The 20,127-nt window shown below is 37.4% G+C and carries 19 protein-coding genes; 12 read left to right on the top strand and 7 right to left on the bottom strand.

The window, feature by feature from the left end; translation table 11 throughout:
- Nucleotides 1–44 precede the first annotated feature (44 nt).
- The 5 genes from rmuC (at nucleotide 45) to NU09_RS01915 (ending at nucleotide 6,412) form a co-directional block, all read left to right on the top strand.
- Nucleotides 45–1,445 (top strand): DNA recombination protein RmuC, encoded by a 1,401-nt coding sequence (gene rmuC, locus NU09_RS01935; protein WP_129749557.1) that lies wholly within the window; start codon nucleotides 45–47, stop codon nucleotides 1,443–1,445.
- 11 nt (nucleotides 1,446–1,456) lie between these two features.
- On the top strand, nucleotides 1,457–2,002 hold the full coding sequence (locus NU09_RS01930; RefSeq protein WP_129749556.1) for an acyl-CoA thioesterase: 546 nt from the start codon (nucleotides 1,457–1,459) through the stop codon (nucleotides 2,000–2,002).
- 62 nt (nucleotides 2,003–2,064) lie between these two features.
- Nucleotides 2,065–3,159, top strand: a complete 1,095-nt coding sequence (locus NU09_RS01925; protein WP_129749555.1) for a hypothetical protein — start codon at nucleotides 2,065–2,067, stop codon at nucleotides 3,157–3,159.
- A 115-nt stretch (nucleotides 3,160–3,274) separates the two neighbouring features.
- Nucleotides 3,275–4,369 carry a hypothetical protein gene (locus NU09_RS01920; RefSeq protein ID WP_129749554.1) on the top strand — a complete coding sequence of 365 codons (1,095 nt, stop codon included), beginning with the start codon at nucleotides 3,275–3,277 and terminating at the stop codon, nucleotides 4,367–4,369.
- A 24-nt stretch (nucleotides 4,370–4,393) separates the two neighbouring features.
- A complete protein-coding gene (locus NU09_RS01915) occupies nucleotides 4,394–6,412 on the top strand; it encodes an FG-GAP-like repeat-containing protein (RefSeq protein WP_129749553.1) in 2,019 nt (672 codons plus the stop codon).
- A gap of 111 nt (nucleotides 6,413–6,523) precedes the next feature.
- Here the strand turns inward: NU09_RS01915 and NU09_RS01910 are convergent, their stop codons facing one another.
- From NU09_RS01910 to rpmH, 5 genes are all read right to left on the bottom strand, one after another.
- Nucleotides 6,524–7,105 carry a T9SS type A sorting domain-containing protein gene (locus NU09_RS01910; RefSeq protein WP_129749552.1) on the bottom strand — a complete coding sequence of 194 codons (582 nt, stop codon included), beginning with the start codon at nucleotides 7,103–7,105 and terminating at the stop codon, nucleotides 6,524–6,526.
- 125 nt (nucleotides 7,106–7,230) lie between these two features.
- Nucleotides 7,231–8,202, bottom strand: a complete 972-nt coding sequence (locus NU09_RS01905; RefSeq protein ID WP_129749551.1) for an ion channel — start codon at nucleotides 8,200–8,202, stop codon at nucleotides 7,231–7,233.
- Between the two features lie 109 nt (nucleotides 8,203–8,311).
- Complete coding sequence (locus NU09_RS01900) at nucleotides 8,312–10,354, bottom strand: CotH kinase family protein (RefSeq protein WP_129749550.1); 2,043 nt, start codon at nucleotides 10,352–10,354, stop codon at nucleotides 8,312–8,314.
- A 160-nt stretch (nucleotides 10,355–10,514) separates the two neighbouring features.
- Complete coding sequence (carB, locus tag NU09_RS01895) at nucleotides 10,515–13,367, bottom strand: carbamoyl-phosphate synthase large subunit (RefSeq protein WP_129749549.1); 2,853 nt, start codon at nucleotides 13,365–13,367, stop codon at nucleotides 10,515–10,517.
- A gap of 170 nt (nucleotides 13,368–13,537) precedes the next feature.
- Nucleotides 13,538–13,699: a 50S ribosomal protein L34 gene (gene rpmH / locus NU09_RS01890; RefSeq protein WP_026979292.1), complete on the bottom strand. Its 162-nt coding sequence runs from the start codon at nucleotides 13,697–13,699 to the stop codon at nucleotides 13,538–13,540.
- Between the two features lie 168 nt (nucleotides 13,700–13,867).
- Here rpmH and NU09_RS01885 point away from each other — a divergent pair, with 168 nt between their 5' ends.
- The 3 genes from NU09_RS01885 (at nucleotide 13,868) to NU09_RS01875 (ending at nucleotide 15,931) form a co-directional block, all read left to right on the top strand.
- Nucleotides 13,868–14,407, top strand: a complete 540-nt coding sequence (locus NU09_RS01885) for a DUF2892 domain-containing protein (RefSeq protein ID WP_129749548.1) — start codon at nucleotides 13,868–13,870, stop codon at nucleotides 14,405–14,407.
- Nucleotides 14,408–14,491: 84 nt separating this feature from the next.
- A complete protein-coding gene (locus NU09_RS01880) occupies nucleotides 14,492–15,007 on the top strand; it encodes a hypothetical protein (RefSeq protein WP_129749547.1) in 516 nt (171 codons plus the stop codon).
- A gap of 222 nt (nucleotides 15,008–15,229) precedes the next feature.
- Nucleotides 15,230–15,931, top strand: a complete 702-nt coding sequence (locus NU09_RS01875) for a TlpA family protein disulfide reductase (RefSeq protein ID WP_129749546.1) — start codon at nucleotides 15,230–15,232, stop codon at nucleotides 15,929–15,931.
- Nucleotides 15,932–15,961: 30 nt separating this feature from the next.
- Here the strand turns inward: NU09_RS01875 and NU09_RS01870 are convergent, their stop codons facing one another.
- Both NU09_RS01870 and NU09_RS01865 read right to left on the bottom strand, forming a co-directional pair.
- Nucleotides 15,962–16,867 carry a lytic transglycosylase domain-containing protein gene (locus tag NU09_RS01870; protein WP_129749545.1) on the bottom strand — a complete coding sequence of 302 codons (906 nt, stop codon included), beginning with the start codon at nucleotides 16,865–16,867 and terminating at the stop codon, nucleotides 15,962–15,964.
- A 66-nt stretch (nucleotides 16,868–16,933) separates the two neighbouring features.
- Nucleotides 16,934–17,593, bottom strand: a complete 660-nt coding sequence (locus NU09_RS01865; RefSeq protein ID WP_129749544.1) for an alpha/beta hydrolase — start codon at nucleotides 17,591–17,593, stop codon at nucleotides 16,934–16,936.
- Between the two features lie 118 nt (nucleotides 17,594–17,711).
- Here NU09_RS01865 and NU09_RS01860 point away from each other — a divergent pair, with 118 nt between their 5' ends.
- From NU09_RS01860 to NU09_RS01845, 4 genes are read left to right on the top strand one after another with little or no spacing between them, the layout of a single operon-like run.
- Nucleotides 17,712–18,434 (top strand): pirin family protein, encoded by a 723-nt coding sequence (locus NU09_RS01860; RefSeq protein WP_129749543.1) that lies wholly within the window; start codon nucleotides 17,712–17,714, stop codon nucleotides 18,432–18,434.
- Nucleotides 18,435–18,439: 5 nt separating this feature from the next.
- Entirely contained in the window at nucleotides 18,440–18,727 is a 288-nt protein-coding gene (locus tag NU09_RS01855; RefSeq protein WP_129749542.1) for a GNAT family N-acetyltransferase, read from the top strand.
- 19 nt (nucleotides 18,728–18,746) lie between these two features.
- Complete coding sequence (locus tag NU09_RS01850; protein ID WP_129749541.1) at nucleotides 18,747–19,463, top strand: 3-ketoacyl-ACP reductase; 717 nt, start codon at nucleotides 18,747–18,749, stop codon at nucleotides 19,461–19,463.
- 5 nt (nucleotides 19,464–19,468) lie between these two features.
- On the top strand, nucleotides 19,469–20,104 hold the full coding sequence (locus tag NU09_RS01845; protein WP_129749540.1) for a class I SAM-dependent methyltransferase: 636 nt from the start codon (nucleotides 19,469–19,471) through the stop codon (nucleotides 20,102–20,104).
- The last annotated feature ends 23 nt before the right edge of the window (nucleotides 20,105–20,127 follow it).

The following is a 20,127-nucleotide window of genomic DNA, read 5'->3' as shown; positions in this document are numbered from 1 at the left end:
TGCAATATTTTGCTTATTTTTACCCATTAGCAAATACACTTCAAATGCCTGATACCATTACTTTATTATCTGCCTTTATTATTGCCTTAGCAATAGGTGTTTACCTTGGCAAACTTATATTTTCATCAAAGTCCGTTTCAGACAGAAAAGTTCTTGAAGAACGTAATAACAGCCTTACCTTAACTATAGAGCAACTTAAACAACAGGCCGTTAATGACAGAACCGGACTTGAAAAACAGATAATACAGACAATTGCAGAGCGTGACGATTTACGCACAGCAAAAGACGCACTTACCGTACAGCTTACCAAAAAAGAAACCGATTTTGACAATCTATTGGAACGTATGCGTGAACAGCGTCAGGAAACAGAAGAGCTAAGGGAAAAATTCACCAAAGAATTTGAAAATCTTGCCAATAAGATACTGGAAGAAAAATCGACCAAGTTTACTGAACAGAATCGAGAAAACATGAAAAATATACTTTCTCCCCTACAGGAAAAAATACACCTGTTTGAAAAGAAAGTTGAAGATACCCATAAAGAAAGTATAGATTATCATGCCGCATTACGCCAGCAAATATTAGGCCTTCGTGAAATGAACGAACAGATGAGCCGTGAAACCCTTAACCTTACCAAAGCTCTTAAAGGTGACAGTAAGATGCAGGGTAACTGGGGAGAGCTTATACTGGAACGCGTTCTGGAAAAATCGGGTCTTGAAAAAGGCCGTGAGTATGAGGTACAGGTTAGCTATACTACCGAAGAAGGAAACCGTATACAACCAGATGTTGTAATTAATCTTCCTGATGGTAAAAAGATGATAGTGGACTCAAAAGTATCATTAGTTGCTTATGAGCGTTATGTAAATGAAGAGGACGAGATTGCTAAAACACTCCATTTAAAAGAACACATAGGCTCCATAAAAAGACACGTAGATCAGCTTAGCGATAAAAACTATCATGACCTGTACAAAATGGAAAGTCCTGATTTTGTATTGCTTTTCATACCTATAGAACCTGCTTTTGCCATTGCACTTAACGAAGACGCCACATTATACAATAAAGCTTTTGAACGCAATATTGTTATTGTAACCCCTAGCACTTTACTGGCTACACTCCGTACTATAGACAGCATGTGGACTAACCAGAAGCAACAGGAAAATGCTTATGAAATAGCCAGACAGGCAGGCTCTCTATACGATAAGTTTGAAGGGTTTGTAGGCGATCTGATCATGGTAGGCAAAAGAATGGAAGAAGGCAAAAAAGCCTATGAAGGCGCTATGAATAAACTGGTAGATGGCCGTGGTAATATAATTACCAGTATAGAAAAGCTTAAAAAAATGGGAGCCAAAGCCAAAAAATCTCTTCCTGACAACATAGTCAACAGGGCACTACTTTCAGGAGGCAATGAAGAAGAAGAAGATAACGACAACGAGTTACCTAACTTATAATACCATTAATAATGACTGTAAGCGTACAAAAAGTAAGTGCATCAAAAGTTACAATATCTGAACTGATGCTTCCTTCCCACTCTAACTTTAGCGGAAAAATTCATGGAGGTTACATTCTTATGCTTATGGACCAGATTGCTTTTGCTTGTGCATCTAAATATTCAGGGTGTTATTGTGTAACGGCTTCTGTAGACACTGTAGATTTTTTAAACCCTATAGAAATAGGTGAACTGGTTACAATGAAAGCTTCGGTTAACTATGTAGGTAACAGTTCTATGGTGGTAGGTATACGCGTTACTTCACAAAACATACAAACCGGCAAGGTAAAACACTGTAACTCTTCTTATTTTACAATGGTTGCCAAAGACGAAAATGGGAACAATGTAAAAGTACCTACACTTATTCTTTCTAACCTGGAAGAAGTAAGACGTTTTTATAATTCTGTTAGGCGTATCGCTTTAAAAAAAGAAAGAAATATGCATGAGGAAACATTTGACCACACTACACCCGAGGCTTTAGAAGGCCTTAATCTTTATAACGTTAAACTGGACCTGTAATACCATTCTTTTTATTTTTTATATATATTTGCTGTCCTTTCATTATAATTAATGCAGCAAATATGAGAAAACTTTACTTTTTATCAGCTTTTATTATACTTTTAGCAACAACATCAATAATCATATCTTGCGGTTCTGATGACAGTGATAACTACACCGAGCTTCCCGAAGTTTCACCAGTAGTACTAGACCTTGCTGCTGTTCCTTACCCAACACTATCGGATTATAATTTTTATGAAGGCGACCTTAAAAACCTTGAGCCTGTTTACGGTGTATTACCTTATGATCTTAATAGTTCATTGTTTACCGATTATGCCTTAAAAAAACGTTTTGTATGGATGCCTGATACTACCACCGCTACATATACCAGTGACGGAGCTGTCCCAAATTTTCCTACAGGTACTGTATTGATTAAGAACTTTTATTATGAAAATATAGGGACCCAAAACGCTACAAGAATTTTAGAAACCCGTTTACTTATTAAGAAACAATCAGGATGGATATTTGCCAATTATGTTTGGAATGGTGACCAAACCGAAGCTTACCTTGATATGGAAGGAAGCACTGTAAGGATGTCCTGGAATCATAATGGTACACCCAAAACAATAAATTACAAAATACCTTCAGAAGCAGATTGTGCTCTTTGCCATACATTTAATGGACAGTTAAGTCCAATAGGCCCTAAACCGCAAAACCTTAATAAATCATACAATTATAATGACGGGGTCAAAAATCAGATTACCAAATGGATTGAGGCTGGTTATTTAAACTCTGCTCCTTCACAAATAATATCTACAGTAGACTGGAAAGACGATACACAACCTCTTGAGTTAAGAGTTCGCTCTTATCTCGATGTAAACTGTGCACATTGCCATACAGAAGGCGCATATTGCGGATATACACCTATGAATTTTGCCTTTAACCAAACCAGCGACCCTGTTAACCTAGGTGTATGTGTACCACCAAGTGATTTTGCCACAAACGGTGAGCCTTATCTCATTTCAGGACAAAACATTCAAGAATCTCTTATTTATTATAGGATGAACAACACTATTCCTTCGGAAATGATGCCTTTAAGAGGACGTACAGTTGTTGATGAAGAAGCTATGTTAATGATGGAGGAGTGGATAAATTCCCTCCAAACAAGCTGTCAGTAGTGTTTAATATATAACACTAAAAATCAAATACATAAGTTTTAACACACTTTTCTTTTTCGGTAAGTGTTTTGTTATATATTTGTTATATTATTATAAAAATTGCTGATATAACTCTATGAAAAAACACTTTATTGTAAAGATATGTCTATATATATCTTTAATTACCGCTTTTTCCTCATGTGGAAAAGATGACGCGGAAGAATACTCAGAAATACCAGATCCTTCTCCTGTTGTCCTGAATCTTGAAGCAGTACCTTATCCCAAACTATCCGATTATAATTTTTTTGAGGGCGATATTAAAAATCTTAAGCCCGTAAAAGGAGTAATACCGTATGATTTAAATAGTACACTATTTACTGATTATGCTCACAAAAAAAGGTTTGTATGGATGCCTGAAAATGTAAAGGCGCAATATATCAGCGACAGCGAAGTGCTTAGCTTTCCTTCAGGCAGTGTACTCATTAAAAACTTTTATTATGACAATGTACTGCCCGAAAATAAGACCCGAATAATAGAAACCCGGCTTTTAATTAAAAAAGGTGATAAATGGATTTTTGCCAATTATGTATGGAATGACACTCAAACCGAGGCAACTCTTAACATGAATGGCAGTTATACAAACATTTCATGGATGGAAAGCGGTGAAACCAAAACCACTAATTACAGAATCCCTTCTAAGGTAGAATGTTATACATGTCATAAATCAGAACTCGATACAGTACCTATAGGGCCTAAACCACAAAACCTAAACAAACTTTTTAATTATAGCGACGGCAGTAAAAACCAACTAGCAAAATGGGTGGAAGCCGGCTATTTACAAAACAATTTACCTGACAACATTATTACTACTATAGACTGGCAAGACGAAACTCAGCCTCTTGAGCTAAGGGTTCGTTCATACCTTGACATTAACTGTGCCCATTGCCACCGCGAAGGGTCACATTGCGATTACCGACCAATAAGATTAGCGTTTAATGAAACTACTAACCCTGCCAACCTTGGGATATGTGTAGAGCCGGAAGAATTTATAAACAATTCTTTAACTCACATTATAACCAAGGGTAATTCTGAACGTTCTGAAATGTACTATAGGTTAAACTCTGTAGCAGAAAACGAAAGAATGCCTTTACTGGGCAGGACTATAAGGCATCAGGAAGCACTGGATCTTTTTAAAGAATGGATTAACAGCATGGAAGAACCATGCCCTTAGACCAAAAATCAAATCAACTAAACTATGCTTAAAAGAATTACTTTACTATTAGCTTTATCGGGCTGCTGTACCTTGCATGCCCAACAAAGCTGCGACCAGGCAGTTGCTATTGGCGAAGGCCAATATAATGCAACATTTTCTGCAGGAAGCGAAGTTCCTGTAAACTGCTTAGATGACGGATCACCTACTATGGGTATATGGTATAGCTATACCGGAACTGAAGACCACAATGTTATTATATCTACTAACATTCCGGGACAACCAAATCATGACACCAGGGTTATGGTATATTCCGGCGAATGCAGCAGCTTAAACTGTATTGCAAGTGATGATGATAGCGGAGGCAGCCTTACATCTCTTGTTGTTTTTAGTGCAGTTGCAGGAGAGACTTATTATATCGCTTTTGACAACAGATGGGAGGCAAATGCTTTTATATTCACCGTTACGGAAACTGTTTTCCAGTTACCTATGTTCACAACACAAAACATAAGTATAGATGGCGATTATAAAATATGTGTTACCGATCTTAACGGTGATTATCTTGATGACATCGTAGCTCCTTCCAACGGAACTGTATATGTACTTTATCAAGACTCAAACGGATCCGGATTTACAAGTGCAGCACTTAGTGCACCTTCAACTGTATTTATGCCCTCATGGAGTATGGCTGCAGGAGACTTCGATAAAAATGGTTATAACGACCTGCTTTATGGCTATGATTCAGGAGCAGCTATTATGTTGGCTAATGAAGACGGTACTGCTTTCTCTGATATTATAGAATCTCCGTCAAACTTTTATCTGTTTTCCCAAAGAACAAATTTTGTAGACATAAATAACGATGGCAACCTTGATGCCTTTGTTTGCCATGATGTTCAGCCAAATGTCTACTTTCTTAATGACGGAGAAGGAGGTTATGAATTTATTCAGGGCGGACTTGGAGATTATCCCGAAGGTGGAAATTATGGTTCCATTTGGGTAGATTATGATAATGACGGCGACCAGGACCTGTTTATTGCAAAATGTAGAGGTGGCGGAGATCCTGCTGCTATGAATGAACTACATCGTAATGACGGAAATGGCGTATTTACCACTGTAGCCAGTGCTGACACTAACGAATCTAATATGGCAGACATGATACAAACATGGTCATCTGCATGGGGAGACTACGACAATGACGGGTATATGGATGCCTTTGTGGGTGCCAGCTCATTTATAGCCGGACATCATAAACTTATGCATAATAATGGCGATGGAACTTTTTCGGATGTTACTGCAGGCACCGGTTTTGAATCATTCGATGGGATAACACACGACCATTTTGCTCACGATTTTAATAACGATGGCTTTATTGACGTTTTTGGAGGAAACAATACCATCATGTTAAATAATGGCGATATGACTTTCTCTCCTATGTTAGTGCCTGGTGGTAGCGGCCCTATAGGAGATTTAAATAATGATGGGTTTCTGGATATTTATAACGGAAATAAAATACTATTCAACAACAGCAACGACAATAACTGGATGAAAATTACCCTTGAAGGCAATGAAAGTAACCGAAATGGTATTGGCGCCAGAGTTGAGATACACGCTACAGGAGGAACCTGGACACAACAGATACGCGATGTTAGAAGTGGAGACAGTTTTGAGTATATGAGTTCACTTAATGTACATTTTGGTTTAGGACAGACAGAAACTGTTGACCAACTTGTTATAAAATGGCCATCTGGTTTGATAGATGTAATAAACAACCCTACTATTAACCAAACTACTCATGTTACAGAAGGACAGACATTAGGAACTGCGCAAATACAAAAGACACCTTTCACTCTTTATCCTAACCCTGCAAAAAGCTATATTAAAGTTGATATGCAAAATAATGAAATTGTTAGTGCAATCATTTATAGCCTTAACGGAAAAGTTGTAAGTACATTACAAGTAACCGACAATACGATTCCTGTAGAGAATCTTGCACAAGGTACTTATGGCATTATACTTAAAGATAGTGCCGGAAAATATTTTACAACTAAAATTATTAAAGAGTAAAAAACTAATAGAATATTGTTAGTCTTTTATAAGTAATAACACAAAAGCCTGTTCGATACCGAACAGGCTTTTTTCACACACACACTTGCTTTATTAAATAAAAACTGATGTTTATTGTTTAACTACAGATATTGTTTTTGTTTGCCCTGCTACTGTAACCTTTACAAGATAAGTACCTGCATTGTAATCCTGAAAATAAATCTTACTGTTAGAGTTTCCGGCATTTGAAGCCTGCATGATAAGCTTGCCGCTCATATCATATACAGCGATATTATCAATAACATCAGCTGCATTAATTGTTAGTATATCTGTTGTAGGATTTGGAAAATATTCAAACGAAACCTTACTTACATCTTCTACTCCCAGTACTTCCTGTACTGTAATTGTACCCTGCATACTGGCATGAAAACTACATCTGTATGGATTATCACCTATTTCTGTAAAAGTATGTGAATAGGTTTGACCAATACCTGTAACCATACCACTATCAAAACTCTCTGCACTACCCGCCTGAGAAGTTACGGTATGAGGAGTACTGTCACTCCAGGTCCATTCTACTGTATCACCCTGGTCTATTGTCATCGAGGCATCGTTGGAAGAAATACCCATCGCCCAGTTAGTAATGTGATGGGTTGTTTGAGCCATAAGGCTAAAAGTTCCCATTAATGCTGATAATAGTAATAATTTTTTCATAAGCTTTCGTTTTTTGGCTTAGTTAAATTTTGTGATTATACATTACAAAGTAACTTTATAAAAACCTAAAACTTATACCCTATTTAGTATAGGGCATGGCTTACTTAGTATTTTGCAGTTATGAATTAGTATTTGTTTAATTCGGCTTTTCTGTGAGCATTTATCTTATCAAGATGCAATATGGTTGTAGTATTATCTTCGTTCTCGTTATACATAATCTCAAACTTAGCCCCATATTCAATCTCATCAAACAAATAGGAAGTGGTTGTGGCTACTGTAGAACTGAAAAGATCATCAAACGCTTTTATATATACTATAATTTCGCCTTCGGTATTTTCAAAATCTTCATTTGTAAAACCGTAAAAGGGACTGTCTTCAGTAATGGGATGCACCAGTGTCCAGCTTAATGTAAGTGAATTGATTTTTTGGAGCTCAAGATTCAGCGTATAAAACTTGGTTACCATCTGTCCGTTTTCATTAATACTCATACCAAGGGTCATACGTGCCTCAGCATCTATAAGGTTGGTATTTTTATAAGGAGCCAGCCTAATCATAAAAGCATTGATATCTTTATAAGGAGCAATAACTGCATTTTTTGAGAACTTTAAAAAAGCCTTAGGACGGCTAAAACGACCATAAAACAAACCTGTAGCAATAGCAAAGCTTAAAAGCCCTGTAAGAGCCTCTGTAGCCGCCAGAGCACTTGTAAAAAAACCATTAGGACTAATATGTCCGTATCCAACAGTTGTAAATGTTTGTGCGCTAAAAAAATAAGCCTTACCAAACTTCACCCATTCTGAACCATAATTACCTACCCCATCTAAATACTCTAAACCTATCAGGTAATAAAGGGCCGCAAAAATGAAATTGATACCTGCATAAAAAGTAAAAAGTAAGGCAATAAACTTCCAAGCCGGCATATTAAGCATCATATGATACCAACTTATACGGCTTAAGAAAGGTATTCCCTGCTTTTCTATATTGGCAGTACCGTCTTTGTTTATAAAACGGCCTCCATAAGTAGAAGGGTTTGTACTGAAACCAGTGTTACTGTCGGTCTTTGCTTTAGTGTTTATTATTCCTTTAAAAACATTCATTGATTGATGGTAATTGGATTCCTCAAATATAAAGAATTTAAACTGCTGCTTAATACAATAAAAAAATCCTGCCTTTCAGCAGGATCTTTATTTGAAACAAAAATTAAAACTATCTTTTTATTACTTTTTTACTGGTTGTTCCCTGTACGGTAGTGATGTTTACCATATAAATACCAGACTGATAAACGCTAAAATCTATTTCTGCATTGACAGAAGTAGGATTTGCCGACAGTAAAAGTTTACCATAAATATCGTAAACATTAATTACAGCAATATCTGTATTGGCTCTAACCGATAACATATTACTTACCGGGTTAGGATAAAGTATCAATTTAGCAGACTCTATAAAGCTTTCTGTACCTAATGCCCCTTCAGCAACTGCAGTCCAGCTTGAAGCAAGACTGTTATCAAGAGAAGTGTCTGTTAGTACTAAATAGCTACCGTTACCATCTGCGTCCGGCCAAGGTGTATCATCGTCATATTCTACCTCATCAATTACATTCCCAAAGCCATCAGCCAGTACCAGTCGTTGTGTACTGTTTGATAAGTTACGTTCAAACTTACCAAAAGCAGTTGTTTCATATCGCTGCTCAAAAACCTCCGGGTTACTGGCTAAGAACAGCCCCTCGCCTGCCTCAAGAGTAGCATTTGCCGAAAACTGATAAGATATACCCAACTCACTAAGATATATTCCTGTAAGGTCAACTGTCTCGGCTCCTGTATTTATTATTTCTATGAATTCCAGATCATCCGACTCAGGAAACTCTTCTGTTTCTCCCGGATGATAATTAATTCTGTTTATTACTAACGACGGAAGTTCAACATCGGCACATGCTGAAAATGTACCTACGTTGTCGGTTATCCAGTCTATCCTTTCTGAAATAAAACTCTTAAGAGATGTTATTTCCGCTGCATGGTTAGGTACAGTACCCCAACGTAATTGTTCTCTTGCAGCCGCTTCGCTAATCAAATCAACAGTTTCATCAATAAAATCATTAAGACTGTTGTAGCTTAATGTATTTCCGTCTGCTGTAAGTGTATTCCAGCGTCGGGACAGGTAACATTTAAATTCAGTATTTTCAAAAAGTTCTTTCCAAAATCTCGGCCCTTCATTATCGCCGTTATCAAACTGCCAAATATCCGGGTGACTCCTGTCACCAAACTCATCATGACCAAAGCTCAGGTTAAAATCCCAAACCGGTCCTGCCCTAAGCTTGCCTCCCCTGTCTTTATGGAAAAAGGTACTAATCTGGTAGGCATCAACATTTGATGATAGTTCGTTAAGTATCATAAAGTCAACAAAAGTAGGCACGTCTATAATAGACGGAAAGCCATCTTCCAAACCAGCATTATTATTATGAGCAGCTGTTTCTAATGCGGTAAACTGACTGTGTATATATGCATTTTGTTCTGCAGTAACATCTTCAGGTTTAGGAAGCTCATGTATAAAATCGGTATCCTGAGCATCCGATGCCATAACCCACGCCACAGGGTCTCCACCTGTCGTTTTATCAGCCTTTGTAATATAACCTCCGGTGAGGTTAGCTCCGGAATTGTCGTCTTCAGTTATTTCCTCAATATTGATTCTTTTAGAATCGTCCTTCAGTTTTTCCTGAAGCACATACAATCCTCTGTAATTTCCGTTAATAACAACTTCACAATATTGGGTTCGGGATGCATACTGCCCCATCTCCCTGGAAAGATTATATATAAGATAATCTCTCATTAGTGTAGCATCAAAAGCAAGACCGTTAAGTATCCAGTCATTTTCACTGGGCATACCCAATATACTTACATTTTGCTTGTTCCCCTCATTATCATACGTAGTCCAGCCGTATTGCTTTTTCTCTAACAATTGTGAGGTCGATCCGCGAAGCTCTATCTTAATCCGGGCATCATAATCCAGAAAATCAGTGTTGTCCTGATCGGTCATATAATTACGGGTACCATCAGTATGATAAATAATCTTCATATCGGCCCATACCTTAGGATCGTCCGGAATCTCAGTAGGCTGTCCTGTATTAGGATCGATATCCGTATTAATAATAACTATAGGAAGATTACTATCGGTAAAAGTAACCTGTCCAAACACTATTACATGCAGCAATAGTATAACAGCAAGCAAACGCTTTCGGGTAAAAATTAAATTCATGTTTTTAACTAGTTGGTTTCGTGTATTTTTAACAAATATATCATATTAACTTAACCGTAAGTAAACACTGGAATTATTTCTACAAAAAGAGATGGTAAAAAAGGCGACATAATAAAAAAAGCCCGCTTTTAGCGGGCTTTTAATTTATATATACCAGGTATTATCTGCTTAGATACATTTTTCTTCTTGAGTACAGTTCGTAGAACTGATCGTCTTTAAGATCTTCTATGAAAAGGATACTTTCACCTGTAGACTTCATTTCAGGACCCAGTTTCTTATTTACTCCCGGGAATTTGTTAAAAGAGAATACCGGCTGCTTGATAGCATATCCTTTAAGTTGAGGATTAAAAGTAAAGTCTTTTACTTTTTTCTCACCTAACATTACTTTAGTAGCATAGTTTACATAAGGCTCACCATAAGCTTTTGCTATAAACGGAACCGTTCTCGATGCTCTTGGGTTTGCCTCGATGATGTAAACAACATCATCCTTAATTGCAAACTGTATATTGATAAGACCTACTGTTTTAAGCGCTACTGCGATTTTCTTAGTATGATCTTTTATCTGCTGCATTACAAATTCTCCTAAGTTGAATGGAGGTAGCGTTGCGTTACTGTCGCCAGAGTGTACACCACATGGCTCAATATGCTCCATGATACCGATGATATATACATCTTCTCCGTCACAAATTGCATCAGCCTCAGCCTCTATAGCACCATCTAAATAGTGGTCTAAAAGCAGCTTGTTACCAGGAATGCTCTTAAGCAGGTCGATAACGTGTTCTTCAAGTTCTTTCTTGTTGATTACAATTTTCATACCCTGTCCACCAAGTACGTAAGACGGTCTTACAAGTAGCGGGAAATCTAATGTATCGGCAAGTTTAGAAGCCTCTTCTGCACTTTCAGCCACACCAAACTTAGGGAATGGTATTTTTAATTCTGATAGTAGTTCAGAAAAACGTCCTCTGTCTTCAGCAAGGTCAAGGGCTTCAAAGCTTGTACCTAATATTTTAACACCATATCTGTCAAGTTTTTCTGCAAGCTTAAGAGCTGTTTGCCCTCCAAGCTGTACAATTACACCTTCAGGTTTTTCATGGCGGATAATGTCATAGATATGTTCCCAGAAAACAGGCTCAAAGTAAAGCTTGTCTGCCGTATCAAAGTCGGTCGATACCGTTTCAGGGTTACAGTTAATCATGATAGTTTCATAACCACACTCAGACGCTGCAAGTACACCGTGTACACAAGAGTAATCAAACTCGATACCCTGACCAATCCTGTTAGGGCCTGATCCCAGTACAATAACTTTTTTCCTGTCGGAAACAGCACTCTCGTTAGATACATATTTTGTACCGTCTGCCTTTTCAATCTCAGCTTCAAAAGTTGAGTAGTAGTAAGGAGTTTGTGCCTTAAACTCTGCCGCACAGGTATCAACCAGTTTGTAAACGCGTTTAACACCCATTTCCTCACGTTTGTTGTACACCTGACTTTCAAGACATTTCATCATGTGGGCAATCTGCCTGTCGGCAAATCCTTTTTGCTTAGCCTCAAGAAGTAATTCTTTAGGTAAAGTATCTATAGTGAAAGTAGATATTTCTTTTTCAAGAGTGTAAAGCTCCTCATATTGCTTAAGGAACCACATATCTATATTTGTAATTTCGTGGATGCGGCTTAATGGTATACCCATCTGGATTGCATCATAAATTACGAATACCCTGTCCCAGCTTGCATAAGTAAGTTTTTCTATAATCTGCTCATAGTTGGTATAACCCTTACCGTCTGCACCAAGACCGTTTCTTTTAATTTCAAGAGACTGGGTAGCTTTGTGAAGAGCTTCCTGGAACGAGCGTCCGATACCCATAACCTCACCTACCGATTTCATCTGAAGTCCAAGAGTTCTGTCTGCACCTTCAAATTTATCAAAGTTCCAACGAGGTATTTTCACTATTACATAGTCAAGTGTAGGCTCAAATAAAGCTGAAGTCGACTTAGTAATCTGGTTCATTAGTTCGTCAAGGTGGTAACCTAGTGCCAGCTTAGAAGCAATTTTTGCAATTGGGTAACCTGTTGCTTTTGATGCTAAGGCAGAAGAACGTGATACACGAGGATTAATCTCGATTGCAACGATATCTTCTTTCTCATCCGGGCTAACCGCAAACTGAACATTACATCCACCTGCAAAGTTACCTATGCTGCGCATCATTTTGATTGCCATATCCCTCATTCTCTGATAAGTTGTATCAGAAAGGGTCATAGCCGGAGCTACAGTAATACTGTCTCCTGTGTGGATACCCATTGGGTCCATATTTTCGATTGAACAAATGATAACCACGTTATCATTCTTATCACGAAGTAACTCAAGCTCATATTCTTTCCATCCGAAAAGTGCCTTATCAATAAGCACCTCGTGGATAGGAGAAGCTTCAAGTCCGCGTGTAAGCAGTTCGTCAAAATCTTCTTCTTTATGTACAAAAGCTGCCCCTGTACCACCCAGCGTAAACGAAGGACGGATTACAAGCGGGAAGCCAAACTCCTGTGCAATTTCTTTACCTTTAAGGAAAGAGTTAGCTGTTTTAGCCGGAGCTGCAGGAATTTCAATTTTTTCAAGTAACTGCTTAAACTGCTCCCTGTCTTCTGTAATGTTAATAGCGTTAATATCAACACCTATAAGTCTTACATTAAAATCAGCCCAAATTCCTTTTTCTTCAGCTTCAAGGCAAAGGTTAAGTGCAGTTTGTCCTCCCATTGTAGGCAGTACTGCATCAATATTCGGGTGCGCCTTTAAGATTTCAATAATAGATTTGGTGGTAAGAGGTTTAAGATACACATGATCGGCCATCGAAGGGTCGGTCATGATGGTTGCTGGATTAGAGTTGATAAGAATTACTTCAATTCCCTCTTCCCTTAAAGATCTTGCCGCCTGTGAACCGGCGTAGTCAAACTCGCAGGCCTGACCAATGATGATTGGCCCTGAACCTATGATTAAAACTGATTTGATAGAACTGTCTTTCGGCATTGTATATGTAAGTAGTTGTAATTATCGTTCCCTGTGTGAGAAACTTTGCAAAGTTACTATTATTATTTTAAAAAAATCCCCCTTTATTTGGGGGCAAAATTTCGCTTAGGTATAAAAAAAGGCGTTACCCTTAATAAGTAACACCTTTATATATTTTCTAAACAAAAACATTATTTTTTATGTCTTGGTTCGCTGGAAACAGTTAATTTATGTCTTCCTTTAGCTCTTCTGCGAGCAAGCACTTTTCTACCGTTGGCAGAAGCCATTCTTTCCATGAAACCGTGCTTATTTCTTCTTTTTCTTTTTGATGGTTGAAACGTTCTCTTACTCATTGCTTTGTATCTTTAAATCTTAATTGAATATCTTCGTCGAGCTTTCAGAATCTGGTATCCTAAAACCGCGTGCAAATATACGAAGACTTTTTTTTCTTGCAAGTGGTTTTAGGAAAATATTTTTAATTCATTTTCTTACCTTTGCAGTCACAAAATTAAAAAATAATTATGTTCAACAAAAACATTAAGCTGATATTAGCTGCTTTAATAGTTATAACTGCTGTATGGCAGTTTACCGAAAACAATATAGGCAATGGTATTTTCCTTATACTGCTTTCGCTTATCTTCATTTTACTATATTTTAAAAACGAAATAATTGTTATGGCTTTCCTTAAATTAAGGAAACAGGATTTTGAGGGAGCTACTAAATGGCTTAACAAAATAAAGAATCCTGAAGCGGCCTTAGTAAGAAAACAACAGGGGTATTACAATTACCTGCACGGACTTATGGTTTCGCAAACAAACCTTAATGCTGCCGAAAAATACCTAAAAAAAGCTGTAGAGCTTGGACTTAGCATGAATCAGGACCTGGCAATGGCAAAACTTAACCTCGCAGGTATAGCAATGACAAAAAACAGAAAGATTGAAGCCGAGAAGCTACTTAGTGAAGCTAAGAAACTTGACAAACAGGGAATGCTTAAAGACCAGATTGCTATGATGAAGGCACAAATGAAAAAAGGCCCTCAGCAACAAATGAGAAGATATTAAAATATACTTTTTATAATTGAAAGACCACCCAAGCAGGTGGTCTTTTTTATTTTATAAAACGTCAGGAATATTTATATTTGAAACATGAAGCGCTATGAAATATTAAAATCACTCCCCCCTTACGGCCCAATGTACATATCAATCCCGAATAACAACACCTATTCTGAAGAGCTTGCAGTACGATTTTTCAAGTCCGACAATACGGAATGGATAGCTAACTTTCAAAACGGAGATGGCGATCTCACAGTTTCTTTTGAACTAAACAAACATATTGTAATAATAGCTAACGGAATATGTTATGTCATGAATCCAGATGAACAGAAACCCATCTCAACATTTGGGCGTTCTTTGATATATGCAAACCAACTTACTGATGATAGAATAATTTTAACCGAATATGGTAACATCTCTATTATTGAAAAAGATGGGACAACCTGGCATTCAAACAGTATTGGACCGGATGATTTAACAATATTGAAAATTGAAAGTAATATTATATACGGGCAATACAGTGATTACATGGGACAGTCCGATGAGGAATGGAATAACTTTACTCTCAATATAGACACTAAGGAAATAAAAGCAATAGCAGCAAGCTGATACAAAATTACCCCTCAACAGCATTCAAAATCCAGTTAAAAATTCAGTATTTTCCAGATATTAATAATTATCTGGAAAATAAATATAAAACTACATATTACATAAAAAGAATCCTACAAATTGTCATTCAGCGGATTTTTTTGCACTTCGTATATTCCCGTTAACAAAATATAATTTTACATAAATTTTAACTATTTTTATATAATAAAATTGTTAAGGCTTATGAAAAGATTATTACTAATTACGGTAATTATGCTTTTTCCGCTCCTGTGCCACAGTCAGAGCGATAGTCTTCATTATTTTTCCGATGCTATAAAGGTCGACCTTAAGCAGTACAAACGTGAAAGCGCAATAGCTTACCGTAAGGGTGATTTTGAACGAGGAAAATTCCTGTTTGACTCCCTTGTAGAAAACAGACTTACCGGAACAAGATTTGACGAATTTGTATTTAAAAAAGTACGCGGGGGAAAATTCAGGTTCAGTAAAGAGAAAAAACCCATAATACTTATTACTTACGCCTCCTGGTGTGTTACCAGCCCAGGAGAAATTCCTGCCTTAAATAAACTGGCAAAAAGATATGGCAGAGATGTAAAATTTGTAGTAGTGTTTTGGAACCGCAGGCATGACATGAAAAAAATAGCCCGCAAGTTTAACCATAACATTACTGTATGCTATGCACACGAGACCTATAAAAATGATGAATCGGCAATAGCCTCAATAAAGCATACATTAGGTTTCCCTACCAGTTTTTACCTTGACGAAGACAAAAATATTGTAGACATAAGACGATGCGGTATCAAGCTAAGCCCTAAACGCACAACTTACAGAAAAGCATATACCTTAAATTACAACTCTTACCTTGACGGACTTTCTACCATTGTATTGGGTAAAGAATTAGTAAAAGAAACTATAGCCGTAAAATAAAAAAAGAGCGCTAAGCGCTCTTTTTTTATTTTAGTAATATCCCTGTAAAGGAATTTCTACTGTATATGTTTTTCCTGATTTAACATCCAGTTTCCTGTCCCTCATCCATGGGTTATGCAGTTTTAATATCTTATAATTTACACCCTGCTCTTTTGCAAAAACAGCAAGATCGGGTATTGAAGAGCTAACCTGAATTTTCTTTACAGGAATTACAGGATACAAATCATCAGGCAACAACCTGAAATTAAATTTAAGCGGATCCTGCATAATTTCTTTCAATGCCAGTATTCTGAACACATAACGTGAAGTTTCCTCAGTAAGTAATAAATCATAATAATTTCCTTCCTGCTGAAAATCAACCTGCCTGTTCACCCCTGCAACACCTCCATTATAAGATGCCGCAGCCATTGTCCACGAACCTAGCCTTGATTTAGCCGACACAAGATACCTGCACGCAGCCTCTGTAGATTTTTCCAAATCATAACGCTCATCTACATAATCATTGATCTCTAAATCATATTCCCTTCCGGTAGCTGGCATAAACTGCCATACTCCCCTCGCTCCCGCCGGAGAAACTGCGTTTACAAGTCCGCTCTCTATAACGGCAAGGTATTTAAAATCATCAGGAACACCATACTTTTTTAAAATAGGCTCAATGACAGGAAACGCCCTGTTAGCCCTCTTTAAAATAAGCAGTGTAGAAGCATGAAGATTGGCATTTACCATTAGCTCCCTGTCCAGCCTCTCTTTTACATCTATTATATGCAATGGTACTTCTTCTCCTGCAAAATCTGCCTTAGCAGGAAAGTAATTTATAATTTCAGTAGTAGTGTTTTCCTGATTTTTTGCTGTCTCCTTATCCGTTACAGCGTGAAAAGTTGCTCCGCCCACCAATATCACCGAGGCTACAACTCCGGCTTTCTTCATCCATTCCATTTCAGTATAGTATTTTGTGATTAATTTCTTCTTCTTTTGGTTACTGTAAAGTTACAAAAACCGTTCCTAACCCTCTATTAACGCAGGTAAATTTTCATTAAACCATTTATATTTGTTAACTATCATAATATGAGTACCTCCCTTAACAGGAATATAGCTTTTAATATACTTTGCAGGGAAAACTTCATCGGCAGTACCGTGTATATGTACTACTTTTTCATCGGCTTCTGCCCTATTCCATGTTATTACAGTTTCAAACGCCCAATCTAGGTATTTCTTATCCCTAAAAGACATATATTTTTCATACAAATTAAGTTTCCTGGTAATCATATTGTTACCAAAAGACACACGGGCCAACCAGTCTACCTTTTCCATTAATGAAGTTGGAAATATCCTGTACGCCTTTGTCATTTTTGCAAAACGCATCCTTCTGGGGAATTCAAGACTCGATCTAACACTTGAGATAATAATAACCTTTCTGGCTTTTATTATACGTGAAATTTCCTGTACCAAAATCCCTCCAAAGGAAACCCCAACCAACACCGGGTTCTCATGTTTGATATTAGCAGCCACACGTTTGGCATATTTCTCCAACGATTCATGAGGTTCCGGTAAAATCCATTCTAAAAAGTACATTTCAAACCTGTCTTCAGGTAATTTTATATTTTCAAATATTTTGGGGCTGGCTGCCAGCCCGGGCATAAAATATACAGGAATCTTCTCCATTCTTTGTGTTTTAACGTCAAAAAGACGCTATTTATCAAATTTTATTACGAAATTTGTATAAAATTAAACTTTTTTATCGACACGCAAATTGCGCCCTGTTTTAATTTATCAATAATTTATGAGACACAGGATATTTCCTAAAAACAAAAGAGGAACTGCTAATTATAATTGGCTAAAAGCTAACTTTTCTTTCTCTTTTGGCAACTACTATAACCCTGATATGGTACAGTTTGGTATGCTGCGCGTACTAAATGATGATACTATAGCAGGAGGAACAGGATTTGGTACCCATCCTCATGAAAATATGGAAATTATTACCATACCTTTGGAAGGCGGACTTACGCATCGCGACAGTATGGGAAATGAAGCCACTGTGAAATTTGGAGAAGTACAGGTAATGAGTGCCGGAACAGGCATACAGCACAGCGAAATGAATGCCAGCGAGACCGACCAGGCCAAAACATTGCAGATATGGATTTTCCCGGAAGAAGATAATGTTACCCCACGATATGACCAAAAAGGCTTTGACCTTGAAAAAAATAAAAATGCATTTGTTACCGTGGTATCCCCACAGGATAAAAATGACGGAAATGCCCTATGGATACACCAGCAGGCTTTTTTAAACCTCGGTATTTTTGATGCAGGAACCACTACCACTTATAACTTAAAAATTCCTGAAAACGGAGTTTACCTTTTTCTTATAGAGGGAGAAATTGAAATTAATAATGAAACCATCAGGGAACGCGACGCTTATGGTATTGTAGAGTTTGAAAGCTTTGACATTAAAGTAAACAAACAGGCTAAAATACTTGTAATTGAGGTTCCAATGAAGTTTAACTAAAAACTATGGAAATTAAAGACAACGAATTCTCGAGACAGTTTGAAACTATGGTAGACAACAAAATGATGTCGGTAGAATACTCAGGCCAGGAGAGGAAAATTTTCCTGACAAAAATTAATGTGCCTGAAGGAGTGGATGAAGATGATGAGATAGTTTCTGATTTTTTAAAAGAAATTTTGGCAATTGCCGAAGAAAAAAGATTAAGGGTGGTACCTACATATCCAAAAATTGCTGCATTTTTTAAAAAGAATCCCAAATACAAGGAAATGCTTCCTCCAGGGATAAGGATCTAAACATCTATTTATTAATATAATGCAAAATTTAAAACAAAAGAATGCGCTTATTACAGGTGCAGGAAAAGGTATTGGCAAAGCTGTAGCAATTGCTCTGGCTGCCGAAGGTGTTAATGTAGCACTGTTAGCCCGTACTAAAACCGATTTAGAACAGGTTGCTAAAGAAATTGAACCTTATGGTGTAAAAACAGTTATAGTAACTGCTGATATTGCCGATATCGAATCGGTTAATCAGGCAGTGAACACAGTTCTGGGCGAGTTCAAAACGATAGACATTTTGATAAACAATGCCGGTATAGGAAAGTTTGGTAAATTCCTTGACCTGACTCCCGAAGAATTTGAAAACATCATCAAAGTAAATCTTTTCGGTATATATTATGCCACAAGAGCTGTGCTGCCGGGCATGATTGAGCAACAGAGCGGAGATATTATAAACATCTCTTCTACTGCCGGACTGAAAGGTGCACCAATAACAAGTGCATACAGTGCTTCTAAGTTTGCTGTTATGGGATTGACAGAATCGCTAATGCAGGAAGTACGTAAACACAATATAAGGGTAACAGCACTAACACCTAGCACAGTAGCAACAGATATGGCTATTAACCTGAACCTTACCGACGGTAATCCGGAAAAGGTTATGCAGGCAGAGGATATTGCCGAACTGATTGTAGCCCAACTAAAACTAAACCGCAGGGTATTTATTAAGGAAAGCGGCATTTGGTCTACTAATCCGTAAAAAATATGGAAAGCCTTTACTGCCCGTTATGCAACGGTACATCTAAAAGCTTTTACACACATGGGCAAAGGGAATTTTTACAATGTTCCCTTTGCCTTTCTGTTTTTCTGCACCCAAAGAATTATTTAACCCACACACAGGAAGAAGCTCATTACAAACACCACAATAACAACCCCGACGATTTGGGGTATCAGAATTTTGTAAGTCCGGCAACGAATGTTGTTCTCACAGATTTTTCTCCACAACATCACGGACTGGATTTTGGATCGGGAACCGGATCACCTATTGTGAAGGTACTGCAGGACAATAATTACCATATTGAGCAGTACGATCTTTATTTTCATAACAATCCGGAACTGCTTAAAAAGCAATATGACTATGTAACCTGCACCGAAGTAGCCGAACATTTTAAAGAACCCTTTAAGGAATTTGAACTTTTAAAAAGCCTGTTACTTCCTAACGCTAAACTTTACCTCATGACCGACCTGTTTGATGAGAACAGGGATTTTGGAAGCTGGTATTATAAAAATGACCATACGCATGTTTTTATGTATCACCGCAATGCCCTGGAGTGGATTTGTGAAAAATTGCAGTTTAAAAAGTTAATTATAGAGAAAAGGCTTATAACACTGGAGTTATAACTTATTGCTACCTTTACGGCAAA

It is taken from the genome of Flavobacterium beibuense, assembly GCF_004151245.1.
GTDB lineage: Bacteria > Bacteroidota > Bacteroidia > Flavobacteriales > Flavobacteriaceae > Flavobacterium > Flavobacterium beibuense_A.
This window is presented reverse-complemented; position numbering and strand designations above follow the sequence as displayed.